The sequence below is a fragment of the Nocardioides sp. LHD-245 genome, from assembly GCF_030929495.1.
Taxonomy (GTDB): domain Bacteria; phylum Actinomycetota; class Actinomycetes; order Propionibacteriales; family Nocardioidaceae; genus Nocardioides.
Genome location: NZ_JAVFWN010000014.1, coordinates 62797 through 76191 on the forward strand (window position 1 = coordinate 62797; position 13395 = coordinate 76191).

Here is a 13395-nt window from a genome sequence, read left to right on the forward strand (position 1 = left end):
CCGATGAACGACGCGCGCATCCCGGGTGCCTTCCTGCGCCCGGGGACCTCCTCCTTCAGCGACTTCCTCGCCGAGAATGCCCCCGACCTGTTGCCGGCCCGCCGGTCGCTGCCCGCGGGCAGTCCCGGCGCCGCGGGCGACCTCGCGCCGCACGGCACCACCATCGTCGCGGTCACCTTCCCCGGCGGCCTCGTGATGGCCGGTGACCGCCGCGCCACCATGGGCAACGTGATCGCCCAGCGCGACATCCAGAAGGTCTTCCCCGCCGACGAGTACTCCGTGGTCGGCATCGCCGGCACCGCCGGGCTCGCGGTCGAGATGGTCCGCCTGTTCCAGGTCGAGCTCGAGCACTACGAGAAGATCGAGGGCTCGCTGCTCTCGCTCGACGGCAAGGCCAACCGGCTCTCGGCACTCATCCGCGCCAATCTCGGCATGGCGATGCAGGGCCTGGCCGTCGTACCCATGTTCGCCGGGTACGACGTCGACAGCGGCACCGGACGGATCTTCGGATACGACGTCACCGGCGGCCGCCACGAGGAGGCGTCCTTCTTCACCGTCGGCTCCGGCTCCCTGTTCGCCCGCGGCGCCCTGAAGAAGCTGTGGCACGAGGGGCTGTCCTCCGACGACGCGGTCCGGGTGTGTCTCCAGGCGCTCTACGACGCCGCCGACGACGACTCCGCCACCGGCGGACCCGACCTGACCCGCCGGATCTTCCCGATCGTGTGGGTCGTGACCGCCGACGGCGCCGTCCAGCTCGACGAGGCCGCCATCGGCGCGCTCGCCGACCAGGTCGTGGGCGCCCGGATGGCCCGACCCGACGGACCGCTCGCACCCCTGCCCGGCGCGGGGGAGGAGGCCTGAGATGAGCACCCCCTTCTACGTCTCGCCCGAGCAGCTGATGAAGGACCGGGCGGACTTCGCCCGCAAGGGCATCGCCCGCGGCCGGTCCCTCGCGGCGGTGCAGTACGCCGACGGCGTCCTCCTCGTCACCGAGAACCCCTCGCAGGCCCTGCACAAGGTCTCCGAGCTCTACGACCGGCTCGCGTTCGCCGCCGTCGGCCGCTACAACGAGTTCGAGAACCTCCGCATCGCCGGGGTCCGGCTCGCCGACATGCGCGGCTACTCCTACGACCGGCGCGACGTCACCGGCCGCGGCCTCGCCAACGCCTATGCCCAGACCCTCGGCACGATCTTCTCCTCGGGCGGCGAGAAGCCCTACGAGGTCGAGATCTTCGTCGCCGAGGTCGGCGCCACCGCCGCCGACGACCAGATCTACCGGCTCACCTACGAGGGCCGGGTGGCCGATGAGCACGGCTTCGCGGTCATGGGCGGCGACGCCGACACCGTCTCGGCGTACCTCAAGGAGCACTACACCGACGGGGCGTCCCTCGACGCGGCCCTCCAGGTCGCCGTCGCGGCGCTGGGCCGCTCCTCCGACGGCGGCCAGGTGCAGGACCGGGTCATCCCCATCGAGGACCTCGAGGTCGCCGTCCTCGACCGCACGCGCGCGCAGCCCCGGAAGTTCCGCCGCATCCTCCCCGCCCGAGTCGCCGAGCTGATCGGAGACCGCGGCCCGGCCGAGACGGCTCCCGAGCAGCACAGCTCCGAGACCCCGGTGGGCGACGCCCCCGAGTCCGGCAGTGCCGACGAGCCTCCCGTCGCCCCGCCGCTGTAGCCTCCTGGGTGCTGATATTGATGCGGTTTGGTCCCAAACCGCATCAATATCAGGGCTGGGCACGTGGTTTCTGCCCAATCGATGAGCCTTGGGGAGGCCGGTCCCGGCAGTCCCTCGGGGGTCTATCCACAGGCAGACAGATGAGGCTTGATCCTGGCCGGTCGGACGTCGAGTCTGGGCGTCATGCAGTTCGGGCCGGACGGCGCCATCCGTGGTGAAGTGCGCACAGCTGGGCATCAGCGTGTCGCGCACGGTCTGTATCGGTTGGAGACTACGGAGCTCGAGCCGTGGGAGAACTTCCTCCGCGACCTGAGCGCGTTGCGTATGGTGCTTCCTGCCGATGCCGTCTTCACTCACGTGACGGGCGCGCGGCTCCTCGGGTGGCAGCTGCCCGCGCTGCCGGAACAGGTCCCGCACTTCGCCGCCGTACGAGGAGCGAAGCGTCCCCGGCGGCCCGGCATGATCTGCTCGCGGCTGGTCCACGACTCGAAGGTCCGCGTCGTCCACGGCCTGCCCGTCGACGAGCCGGCAGAGATCCTGCTACGAGCCGCACGAGACCTCGGGGATCTCGATCTCGCCATCATGGTCGACTCGGCCGCGCGGCTCGGGCATGTCAACAACAGCGATATCGAGAGGGTTCTGGCGTTGAAGCGGCCGGGAACCCGACGCCTACGGGCCGTGTGGCACAGCCGCACCAAGCGGGCCGAGTCGGCCGGCGAGACGCTTCTGCACCGGTTCCACCAGGTTCTGGACGTGCCGACCGAGTCGCAGGTCGACATCTTCGACGACGACGGGGTCTTCGTCTGTCGTGCCGACCTACTCGTCGTCGGAACGACGAGCCTCCACGAGTACGACGGCGCGGTGCACCGCGACAAGGCCGTTCATCGACGTGACTTGCGTCGCGAGCGCGCGCTCACCCGCACGTCGTACGTCCGACGCGGCTATACCCTGGACGACCTGCTCAACCATCCGGCCATCCTCATGCACGAGCTCGACCGCCTGCTCGACCGCCCCCACAAGGCCGCCAGGCTCCGGGCCTGGCGGGCCCTGGTCGGCGATTCCCTCTATTCGGAGACGGGCCGATCGCGGGTGATGAATCGCTGGTACCGATCGACGAACCCCCTCGATTGGGCAAGAACCGCATGAGTCTGGCCCGGAATGTTGCGGTTTGGGACCAAACCGCAACGACCGACCCCGCATCGACCGCCGCGATGCCCAACACAGCAGTAATGTGCCTTCATGGACCGTCGGATCTTCGGGATCGAGAACGAGTACGGCGTGACGTGCACGTTCCGGGGGCAGCGGAGGCTGAGTCCCGACGAGGTGGCACGCTACCTGTTCCGCAAGGTGGTCAGCTGGGGGCGCAGCAGCAACGTCTTTCTGCGCAACGGCGCCCGCCTCTACCTCGACGTCGGCAGCCATCCGGAGTACGCGACGCCGGAGTGTGACGACATCGCCGAGCTGGTGACGCACGACAAGGCGGGGGAGCGGGTCCTCGAGGGGCTGCTGCTCGATGCCGAGCAGCGGCTCCACGACGAGGGGATCGCCGGCGAGATCTACCTGTTCAAGAACAACACCGACTCGGCCGGCAACTCCTACGGCTGTCACGAGAACTACCTCGTCAGCCGCGCCGGGGAGTTCAGCCGGCTCGCCGACGTACTGATCCCGTTCCTGGTGACCCGGCAGATCATCGTCGGCGCGGGGAAGGTGACGCAGACCCCGCGGGGGACGACCTACTCGGTGAGCCAGCGCGCCGAGCACATCTGGGAGGGCGTGAGCAGCGCGACGACCCGGAGCCGGCCGATCATCAACACCCGCGACGAGCCCCACGCGGACGCGGAGAAGTACCGCCGGCTGCATGTGATCGTCGGCGACTCCAACATGAGCGAGACGACCACCATGCTCAAGGTGGCGAGCTGTGACCTCGTGCTGCGGATGATCGAGGAGGGTGTGGTGATGCGCGACCTCACGATGGAGAACCCGATCCGGGCGATCCGCGAGATCTCCCACGACGTCACGGGTCAGCGGAAGGTGCGTCTGGCCAACGGCAGGGAGGCCAGCGCGCTGGAGATCCAGGGGGAGTACCTCTCCAAGGCACGCGACTTCGTCGACCGGCGCGGGATCTCCACGCCGGTCATCGAACGCGCCCTCGACCTGTGGGAGCGCGGTCTCAAGGCCGTCGAGTCGGACGATCTCGGTCTGGTCGACCGCGAGATCGACTGGGTCATCAAGTGGAAGCTGATCGACCGCTACCGGGCCAAGCACGGCCTGCCGCTCAGCCACCCGCGGGTGGCACAGCTCGATCTCGCCTACCACGACATCCACCGCAACCGGGGCCTCTACTACCTGCTGGAGAAGCGCGGCGCCGTCGCTCGGGTGACCTCCGACCTCAAGATCTTCGAGGCGAAGTCGGTGCCGCCGCAGAACACCCGCGCCCGGCTGCGCGGCGAGTTCATCCGCCGGGCCCAGGAGCGCCGCCGTGACTTCACGGTCGACTGGGTGCACCTCAAGCTCAACGACCAGGCCCAGCGGACCGTCCTCTGCAAGGACCCGTTCCGGGCGTACGACGAGCGGGTACAGCGTCTGATCGACGGCATGTGACACGCGCCTACCTGGTAGTCGGTAGGGTTTGCGCGTGCTGATGCGCCTGCGACGTCCCTCCCTGTTGCTCTTGTCGACCCTGCTGCCCGCGAGCCTGGCTCTGGCCGCCTGCGGCGGATCCGATTCCGACGAGGCCAAGGGCCTCGACGCGGTCACGATCAGCGGTCCGGTCGGCGAGGCCCCGAAGCTGGACTGGAAGTCGGTCATGACCGCCGGGAAGCCCCAGGCCGAGGTCCTCACCGAGGGTGACGGCGCCGAGCTGAAGAAGGACGACGTCGTCCGGGTCGAGTTCACGCTCGCCGACGGCTGGACCCACAAGGTCAACTACAGCAGCCACGACGCCACCTCGCTCAGCACGCTGGTCAAGGTCGGCGCCGAGAAGGAGCCGCAGACCCTCACCGATCTGCTCTCCCTCGGCTTCGCCGACGAGATCGAGGCGGGCCAGAAGGTCGGCAGCCGGATCGCCGTCACGGTCGGCAGTGATGTCGTCTTCGGCGGCTACCTCGGCAGCCAGGCGGCCATCCTGCTCGCCGGGCTCGACATCGGCAACGAGGACGGCCTGCTGTTCGTCGCCGACATCGTCGGCATCGCCGGACCCGAGGGCACCGAGGCGGCCGCTCCCGGCTGGGCGCCGAAGATCGTCGAGGAGGCCGGACTGCCGGCCAGCCTGGACTTCGCGGACGCGCCGAAGCCGAGCGGCAAGCTCGAGGTGGCGACGCTGACCGAGGGCACCGGCCCGGTGGTCGCGAAGGGCCAGACGATCCTGGTCAGCTATCTCGGCCAGATCCCGGACGGCGAGAAGCCGTTCGACTCCAGCTACGCCGACGGACGGGGCCTCGAGGCGGTCGTGGGCGGCAAGGACGCCTCGGTCGTCAAGGGCTGGTCGAAGGCGCTGGTCGGCCTGCCGGTCGGCAGCCGTGTCCTGCTCCAGATCCCGCCGAAGCTCGGGTACGGCAAGGAGGGGCAGGGCGAGGACATCCCGGCCGACTCGACGCTCTACTTCGTCGTCGACATCCTCGATGCAGCCGACACCAAGCCGAAGCCGGAGCCGACCCCCGAACAGACTCCCGCGCCCGAGACGACTCCCGAGACGACTCCCGAGAACGCCCCCGAGCCGAGTACGGATGCCAGCACCGAAAAGTGAGCGCCTGCTCAACCTGCTGATCATGCTCCTGGTGCAGCGCAGACCGATCGCCAAGGAGCGGATCCGTGAGTTGCTGTACCCGGACTCGCGCCTGGACGCGTTCGAGAAGATGTTCGAGCGCGACAAGGAGGAGCTGCGCAGTCTCGGCGTCCCCGTCGAGGTGGCGACGATCGACCCGTTCTTCGAGGACGAGGTCGGCTACCGGATCCCACCGGAGGCCTTCGCGCTCCCCGACGTGGAGCTGACGCCCGAGGAGGCCGCGGTCGTCGGCATCGCCTCCCGGGTGTGGCAGCACGCGACCATGGCGCAGGCCACGACGGACGCCGTCCGCAAGCTGACCGCGTCCGGCATCGACGTCGATCTGGACGCACTCGAGATCGCCCGCCCGCTGCTGACCGCGGAGGAGCCCGCCTTCGAGCGCTGCTGGATCGCCGTCTGCGAGCGCAACGCGATCGAGTTCGACTACCAACGTCCCGACTCCGACGCACCGATGCGGCGGCGGGTCCAGCCCTGGGGCGTGGTGCGGTACTCCGGGCGGTGGTACCTCGTCGGCCACGACGCCGACCGGCAGGCCGAGCGCGTCTTCCGGCTGTCCCGGGTCCGGGGCGAGGTCCGGCTCGTCGGGCCGCCCGGCGCGTACGACGTGCCGGCCGAGACCGACGTTCGCGAGATCGCGCGGCGGATGGCACCACCGATCCCGCACACGACCGCCGTCCTGCTGGTCCGGGACGGTGCCGGCCACGGCCTGCGGCGGGCGGCCGCGCGGGTCGAGGTCGGCGTACCCGGGCCCGACGACCGGACCGGCTGGGACCGCATCGTCCTGGAGCGTCCCACCCAGGGGTTGGCCGACGAGGTGCTCTCGCACGGTCCGGACGTGGTCCTGCTCGAGCCCGTCGACGTCCGCGAGCAGGTCGTTGCGCGGCTGACGCAGGCCGTGCCGTGACCGGCGATGCTGTTGCGGTTTGGTCCCAAACCGCAACGACACGCCGGAACAGGCTGCAGTTTGTGCCCAATCGAGAGGCGGGAGGAGCGATCTCGTGAGCCGTACGCCGGCGCCCGGCGCCCGCGACCAGGTCGCCCGGCTGTTGACCCTGGTGCCGTTCCTGCACCACCGCGACGGGGTCCGCCTGGAGGAGGCCGCGACGCTCCTGGGTACGACGCCCCAGCAGGTCGTGCAGGATCTCAAGGTCCTCTTCATGTGTGGTCTCCCGGGCGGCCTGCCCGACGACCTGATCGACGTCGACCTCGACGCGATCGTCACGGAGGCGGGAAGCCCGGTGACCGAGGGCGTGATCCGGATCGAGAACGCCGACTACCTCGCCCGACCGCTGCGGCTCAGCGCGACGGAGGCGTCGGCGATGATCGTGGCGCTCCGGATGCTCCGGGACACCGCCTCGGCGGGTGCCACGCCCGAGCTGGTCGACCGGGTGCTCGCAAAGCTGGAGGCGGCCGCCGGAGCGCCGCGCGTGGAGATCACGCCGTCGCCGCGCGACGCCCAGCAGGTCGTGGTCGCCCAGCTGACCGCACTCGCCGACGAGGCGGTGGCCTCCCGGCGGCAGCTGCGGCTGCTCTACTTCGTGCCGTCGCGCGACGAGGAGTCCGAGCGGATCGTCGACCCGTACGGCGTGGTCGCCCACGGGGTCTTCTCCTACCTCGACGCACACTGTCACCGGGCGGGCGGTGACCGGCTGTTCCGGCTGGACCGGATCACGAAGGCCGAGTTGCTGCCGAGCGCACCGACGACGACGCCGCGGGCGCCGCGGGACCTGAGCGACGGGCTGTTCACCGACGACGCCGTGCCGGACGCCACGGTCGTCACGCTGCGCCTCGACCCGCAGGCACGGTGGGCGACCGACTACTACCCGGTGCGGGAGGTGCGTCCCGCCGCCGACGGATCGGCGGAGGTCGACCTCGTCGTGGTCGACCGGCGGTGGCTGACCCGGCTGCTGCTGCGCCTCGCGCCGCACGCCACCGTGGTCCGACCCGCAGAATTCACCGACACGTTCACCGCTCGCGCACGGGAGACCCTCAGCCTCTACCGCTGAGAGGGGCGTAGCATGGCCAGCGACAGTCGAAACCGATGATCGAGAGTTGGTCCCGCCGATGATTCCCCTGATCGGAATGCCCCAGGGAGCCGAGTGGCTCATCATCCTGGCGATCGTGATCCTGGTCTTCGGGGCAGCCAAGCTGCCCGACCTCGCGCGCGGCACGGGACAGGCACTGCGGATCTTCAAGGCCGAGACCAAAGGCCTGCGCGACGACGACAAGAAGTCCCCGTCCGCGCCTAAGTCGACCGGGGAGCTCCCCCCTGCCGACGAGGCTCACCTCGATGACGTGACCGAGGGCGAGATCGTCGACGAGCGCCGCGAGAACAACGCCTGACCTTGGCGTTCACGGGTCTCTTCAAGCTCTTCATCGGAAAGCCCGTCCATCCCGTCGGCGACGACGGCCGGATGGCGCTGTCCGACCACCTTCGGGAGCTGCGCGCGCGCATCCTCAAGGCGGGCTTCGCGGTGGTGCTCGCGTTCGCGATCGCGCTGTTCTTCTTCGACCAGCTCTTCCAGTTGGTGCTCGAGCCCTACCTCGACGCCCAGGCGAAGCTGCCGGCCGGGTCCAGCGAGGCGACGACCTCGGGGCCGGCCGGCGGCTTCCTGCTGTACCTCAAGCTGTGCGGCCTCGCGGCGCTGGTGGGCTCCAGCCCGGTCTGGCTCTACCAGATCTGGGCCTTCATCCTCCCGGGCCTGCACGCGAGCGAGAAGCGGTGGACGGGGATCTTCGCGGTCATCGCGGGTCCGCTGTTCGTCGTCGGCATCGTGCTGGGCTACGTCACCCTGCCGAAGGGCCTCGAGATCCTGATCGGGCTCAACCCCGACGAGCTGACCAACCTGGTCGAGTTCAACGACTACCTCACCTTCTTCAGTCGGACCCTGCTCGGCTTCGGCATCGCCTTCGAGATCCCGGTCTTCGTGGTCCTGCTCAACATGGCCGGCGTGCTCAAGGGCAAGACGCTCGGCGCCCACCGGCCCTGGATGATCGTCGGGACGTTCATCTTCGCCGCCGTCATCACGCCCTCGGGCGACCCGTTCACGATGAGCTTCATGGCGGTGCCGATGGTGGTGCTCTTCCTCGTCTCCGAGGTGATCGCACGCTTCAACGACCGGCGCCGCGACCGGAAGGCGATCAACGCCGGTCTCTCGCCCGACGAGCCAAGCCCGATCTGATGCCGCGCGCGATCGTCCTCACCAACCCCACCGCGGGGAAGGGGCGCGGTGCCCGGATGCGCGACGAGGCGTTGCCGCGCTTCCACGGCGCCGGCTGGCGCACGACCGCCCTGACCGGTCGCGACGCCGGCGAGTCGCTCGACCTCGCCCGGCTCGCGGTGGCGGAGGAGCCCGACGTCCTGGTCCTGTGCGGCGGCGACGGCATGGTCAACATCGGTCTGCAGGCCGCGGCCGGCACCGAGGTGCCGATCGGGATCCTCCCGGCGGGCACCGGCAACGACTTCGCCCGCTACTTCGACCTGCCGCTGGGCCACGGCGCCGCAGCCGCGACCCGCATCACGCAGGCCTCGCCGCGCACCATCGACCTGGCCCGGATCGGCGATCGCTACTTCGGTGGCGTGCTCGCCGCGGGCTTCGACGCGATCGTCAACGAGCGCGCCAACCAGATGCGCTGGCCCCGGGGTCAGATGCGCTACAACCTGGCCACGCTCGCCGAGCTGCGGGTCTTCGAGCCGCTGCCGTACGTCCTGGAGCTCGACGGCGTCGAGCGCCGCCTGGAGGCGATGCTGGTGGCCGTCGGCAACGGCCCCTCCTTCGGCGGCGGTCTGCGCATCACCCACGGAGCGCAGCTCGACGACGGCCTCCTCGACGTGGTCCTCATCAAGCCGGTCAGCCGGGTGCAGCTGGTGCGGACCTTCCCCAAGCTCTTCGACGGGAGACACGTGAGCCATCCGCAGTACGAGCGGCACCGCGTCCGGCGGGTGACGATCGCCAGCCCCGGCATCGTCGGGTACGCCGACGGCGAGCGCTTCGGGCCGCTGCCGCTGACCGTCGACGTGGTCCCCGGTGCCGTGCGGGTGATGGCATGAGCGCCCACGAGAGCGACGCCGAGCAGCAGAGTCCCGCCGAGCGCTACGCGTCGTACCGCAAGGACCGGGGACACCCCGTCTTCCGCGACTTCGCCGCCGGCTTCCCCTTCGAGCTCGACGGCTTCCAGGTCGAGGGCTGCAAGGCGGTCGAGGCCGGCGACGGTGTGCTGGTCGCGGCCCCGACGGGCGCCGGCAAGACCGTGGTGGGGGAGTTCGCCGTCCACCTCGCGCTCGAGACCGACCGCAAGTGCTTCTACACGACGCCGATCAAGGCGCTGTCCAACCAGAAGTACCACGACCTCGTCGAGCGGTACGGCGCCGACCGGGTCGGCCTGCTGACCGGTGACACCACGATCAACGGCGAGGCGCCGGTGGTCGTGATGACCACCGAGGTGCTGCGCAACATGCTCTACGCGCGCTCCCGCACGCTCGTCGGCCTCGGTTTCGTGGTGATGGACGAGGTGCACTACCTCGCCGACCGCTCCCGCGGCGCGGTCTGGGAGGAGGTCATCATCCACCTGCCCGAGTCGGTGTCGGTGATCTCCTTGTCCGCGACCGTCTCCAACGCGGAGGAGTTCGGCGAGTGGCTCGAGACGGTGCGCGGCTCGACGCGCACGATCGTCGCCGAGCGCCGCCCGGTGCCGCTGTTCCAGCACGTGATGGTCGGCCGCCGGCTGCTCGACCTGTTCGCGTCCACCGATGTCGACGCGGCCGCGGGGTTCGTCCGGGAGGGCGCTCCGGTCAACGACGAGCTGATGAAGCTGGCGCGCGACGACTGGGCCTCCACGCGGCTCAAGGGCCATCGCACCGCCAAGGGCTCGCGCCCCGGTGGAGCGGGCAGTCGCAACGTCGGCAACGGTCGCCGGATCTGGATCCCCGGCCGCCTCGACGTGGTCGAGCGGCTGCAGCGCGACAACCTGCTGCCCGCCATCGACTTCATCTTCAGCCGCGCCGGCTGCGACGCGGCCGTGCAGCAGTGCCTCGACGCCAACCTGAGGCTGACGACGTCCGAGGAGCGCGATGAGGTCATCGCGTACGTCGAGCAGGCGCTCGGCGGGCTGCCGTCGGCCGACCTCCAGGTGCTCCGCTACCACGACTTCCTCGACGCCGCCTCCCGCGGCGTCGCCGCGCACCACGCCGGCATGCTGCCGGCGTTCAAGGAGTGCGTCGAGGCGCTCTACCTGCGCGGGCTGATCAAGATCGTCTTCGCGACCGAGACCCTCGCCCTCGGCATCAACATGCCGGCCCGCACCGTCGTGCTGGAGAAGCTGAGCAAGTGGAACGGCGAGACGCACGCCGACATCACACCGGGCGAGTACACCCAGCTCACCGGCCGCGCCGGGCGCCGTGGCCTCGACATCGAGGGCCACGCCGTCGTGCTCTGGCAGCCGGGGATGAACCCGCGCGAGCTCGCCGGTCTCGCCTCCACGCGCACCTACCCGCTGCGGAGCAGCTTCCGGCCGTCGTACAACATGGCCGTCAACCTGGTGCACTCCTACGGCCGCCACCAGGCGCGTGAGCTGCTGGAGCAGTCGTTCGCGCAGTTCCAGGCCGACCGGGCCGTGGTCGGGCTCGCCCGCCAGCAGCGCAAGGCCGAGGACGCGCTCGAGGGCTACGCCGAGTCCGCCCGGTGCCATCTCGGGGACTTCATGGAGTACGCCGCGCTGCGCCGGCAGGTCTCGGAGCTGGAGAAGGAGTCGAGCAGGTCGCGACGGCAGGACCGGCGCGGCGAGGCTCTCGCGTCGCTGGAGCGGCTCACACCGGGTGACATCATCGTCGTGCCCGTCGGCAAGTTCGCGGGGCCGGCCGTCGTCGTCGACCCGGGCCTGTCCGAGCACGGCCACCGTCCCCTCGTGATCACCGCCGAGCGCCAGGGGCGCCGGCTGGCGATGCTGGACTTCCCGACACCGGTGGAGCCGGTTGCCCACATCCGGCTGCCCAAGCGGGTCGACGCCCGCAACCCGCACCAGCGCAAGGACATCGCCCAACAGGTCCGCGAGGCGGTCCGCGCGCTGCCGCTCTCCGTCACCCGACCCCCGGCGGAGCGCGGTCCGGTCGACGAGGCCGTCGCGAGCGAGATCCGGGCGCTGCGGGCCCGGATCCGCGAGCATCCCTGCCACGGCTGCGCGGAGCGCGAGGACCACGCGCGCTGGGCCGAGCGGCACGCCAAGCTGCGGAAGGACACCGACGTCCTCGCCCAGCGCATCGAGCGGCGCACCAACACCGTCGCGCGGACCTTCGACCGGGTCTGCGAGGTCCTGGAGGCGCTCGACTACCTCGAAGGCGACGAGGTCACCGAGCGGGGCCGCAGCCTGATGCGGATCTACTCCGAGCTCGACCTGGTCGCCGCCGAGTCGTTGCGGCTGGGTCTGTGGGACGAGCTGACGCCGTCCCAGCTCGGCGCCGTGCTGTCCGCGCTCGTCTACGAGGCCCGCCGCCCCGAGGACGGCCCGCCGAGCGTCCCCGGGGGCGTTATCGCCACCACGATCGAGGCGATGACGCGGCTGTGGGGAGACCTGGAGCGCCTGGAGCGCGACCACCGCCTCGACTTCCTGCGCCGCCCCGACGCCGGCTTCGCGTGGACCGCGTGGCGCTGGGCGGAGGGCCAGGAGCTCGACGAGGTGATCACCCGCAACGACCAGACCGCGGGCGACTTCGTGCGCCAGATGAAACAGCTCATCGACTTCGCCGGCCAGATCTCCGACGCCGCCGCCGGTACGCCGGTCCGCGACGCCGCGCGGCAGCTGGTCAAGCTGCTGCGGCGGGGGATCGTCGCCACCGGCTAGTCCGGGGCCGGGGCGTCGGCCCGGGGCCGCCGAGACGGCGTCGACACGCACGATCGGGCACAAACCGCATGCCTCCTCGGCGTGTCGCACGCGGTTTGGGACCAAACCGCAACGCGTCAGCCCGCAGAAGACGAGGCCAGCACCCCCGTGAGCCGCTCGACCGGCGAGCTCAGCGACCACCGCTCGACCAGGGCGGCGAGGGCCTCGGGATCGGCGGGCGTGCGGGGGAGCGCGAGGTGGTCGCGCGGGAGGTCGATGTCGCGGGCCACGGCCACGACCGTCGGAGCCACGGCCAGGTAGCCCGCAGCCTCCCTGATCTTGGCCCGCGGCCCCGGGCCGAGGTCGCTCGCGCGGTCGTCGACGGCGGCGACGATGCCGGCCAGGTCGCCGTACTTCTGCAGCATGCTGGCCGCGGTCTTCTCTCCGACGCCCTTCACGCCGGGCAGGCCGTCGGAGGCATCCCCGCGGAGGGTGGCGAAGTCGGCGTACTGGTCGGCGCGCACGCCGTACTTCTCCAGCACCCAGGACTCGTCGACCCGCTCGTGGCGCCCGACGCCCTTGCCGACGTACAGCACCCGCACAGAGGCGGCGTCGTCGACGAGCTGGAACAGGTCGCGGTCGCCGGTCACGACATCGACCGGCATGCCGGCACCGGTGGCGAGGGTGCCGATGACGTCGTCGGCCTCGTAGCCGGGCGCCCCGACCACGGCGATGCCGAACGCCGCGAGGACGTCGCGGATGACCGGGACCTGCAGCTCCAGCGGGTCGGGGACCTCCTCGACGTAGCGTCGGTCGCTTCGCTCCCCGCTGCCTTCGGCGACCGGAGCGTCCGGGACCTCCTCGACGACGCGGTGCGCCTTGTACGTCGGGATCAGGTCCACCCGCCACTGGGGACGCCAGTCGTCGTCCCAGCAGCAGGCCAGATGCGTGGGCCGGTACTGGTCGACGAGCTGGGAGATGTAGCCGAGCAGCCCGCGCACGGCATTCACGTTCGTGCCGTCCGGCGCGAGCATCTCCGGGGAGCCGAAGTAGGCGCGGAAGTAGAGGCTGGCCGTATCGAGGAGTAGAAGGCGCTCAGTCATCATGGCGCAGCCTATTA

12 protein-coding genes are annotated in these 13395 nt (G+C 70.7%); 11 read left to right on the forward strand and 1 reads right to left on the reverse strand.

The genetic code is table 11. The annotated features are described in order from the left end of the window. Positions 1-3: 3 nt before the first annotated feature. From prcB to RB608_RS20285, 11 genes are all read left to right on the forward strand, one after another. Positions 4-861 carry a proteasome subunit beta gene (gene prcB / locus RB608_RS20235; RefSeq protein ID WP_308089860.1) on the forward strand — a complete coding sequence of 286 codons (858 nt, stop codon included), beginning with the start codon at positions 4-6 and terminating at the stop codon, positions 859-861. A 1-nt stretch (position 862) separates the two neighbouring features. Then, complete coding sequence (gene prcA, locus RB608_RS20240) at positions 863-1675, forward strand: proteasome subunit alpha (protein ID WP_308089861.1); 813 nt, start codon at positions 863-865, stop codon at positions 1673-1675. Between the two features lie 183 nt (positions 1676-1858). Next, positions 1859-2821, forward strand: a complete 963-nt coding sequence (locus RB608_RS20245; protein WP_308089862.1) for a hypothetical protein — start codon at positions 1859-1861, stop codon at positions 2819-2821. A gap of 93 nt (positions 2822-2914) precedes the next feature. Continuing rightward, on the forward strand, positions 2915-4276 hold the full coding sequence (gene pafA, locus RB608_RS20250; protein ID WP_308089863.1) for a Pup--protein ligase: 1362 nt from the start codon (positions 2915-2917) through the stop codon (positions 4274-4276). A 40-nt stretch (positions 4277-4316) separates the two neighbouring features. Continuing rightward, a complete protein-coding gene (locus RB608_RS20255; RefSeq protein ID WP_308089998.1) occupies positions 4317-5420 on the forward strand; it encodes an FKBP-type peptidyl-prolyl cis-trans isomerase in 1104 nt (367 codons plus the stop codon). Next, positions 5401-6363: a WYL domain-containing protein gene (locus RB608_RS20260; RefSeq protein ID WP_308089864.1), complete on the forward strand. Its 963-nt coding sequence runs from the start codon at positions 5401-5403 to the stop codon at positions 6361-6363. The genes RB608_RS20255 and RB608_RS20260 overlap by 20 nt, the downstream gene beginning before the upstream one ends. A gap of 94 nt (positions 6364-6457) precedes the next feature. After that, entirely contained in the window at positions 6458-7465 is a 1008-nt protein-coding gene (locus RB608_RS20265) for a WYL domain-containing protein (protein ID WP_308089865.1), read from the forward strand. A gap of 58 nt (positions 7466-7523) precedes the next feature. Then, positions 7524-7802, forward strand: coding sequence for a twin-arginine translocase TatA/TatE family subunit (gene tatA, locus RB608_RS20270; RefSeq protein ID WP_392391025.1), 279 nt, complete (start codon positions 7524-7526; stop codon positions 7800-7802). 2 nt (positions 7803-7804) lie between these two features. Continuing rightward, positions 7805-8641 carry a twin-arginine translocase subunit TatC gene (gene tatC, locus RB608_RS20275; protein ID WP_308089867.1) on the forward strand — a complete coding sequence of 279 codons (837 nt, stop codon included), beginning with the start codon at positions 7805-7807 and terminating at the stop codon, positions 8639-8641. Then, positions 8641-9510: a diacylglycerol kinase gene (locus RB608_RS20280; protein WP_308089868.1), complete on the forward strand. Its 870-nt coding sequence runs from the start codon at positions 8641-8643 to the stop codon at positions 9508-9510. Before tatC ends, RB608_RS20280 begins: the two co-directional genes overlap by 1 nt. Next, on the forward strand, positions 9507-12296 hold the full coding sequence (locus RB608_RS20285) for a DEAD/DEAH box helicase (protein ID WP_308089869.1): 2790 nt from the start codon (positions 9507-9509) through the stop codon (positions 12294-12296). The genes RB608_RS20280 and RB608_RS20285 overlap by 4 nt, the downstream gene beginning before the upstream one ends. Positions 12297-12412: 116 nt before the next feature. Here RB608_RS20285 and RB608_RS20290 read toward each other — a convergent pair whose 3' ends face one another. Continuing rightward, positions 12413-13381 carry a 5'-3' exonuclease H3TH domain-containing protein gene (locus tag RB608_RS20290; RefSeq protein WP_392391026.1) on the reverse strand — a complete coding sequence of 323 codons (969 nt, stop codon included), beginning with the start codon at positions 13379-13381 and terminating at the stop codon, positions 12413-12415. Between the last annotated feature and the right edge of the window lie 14 nt (positions 13382-13395).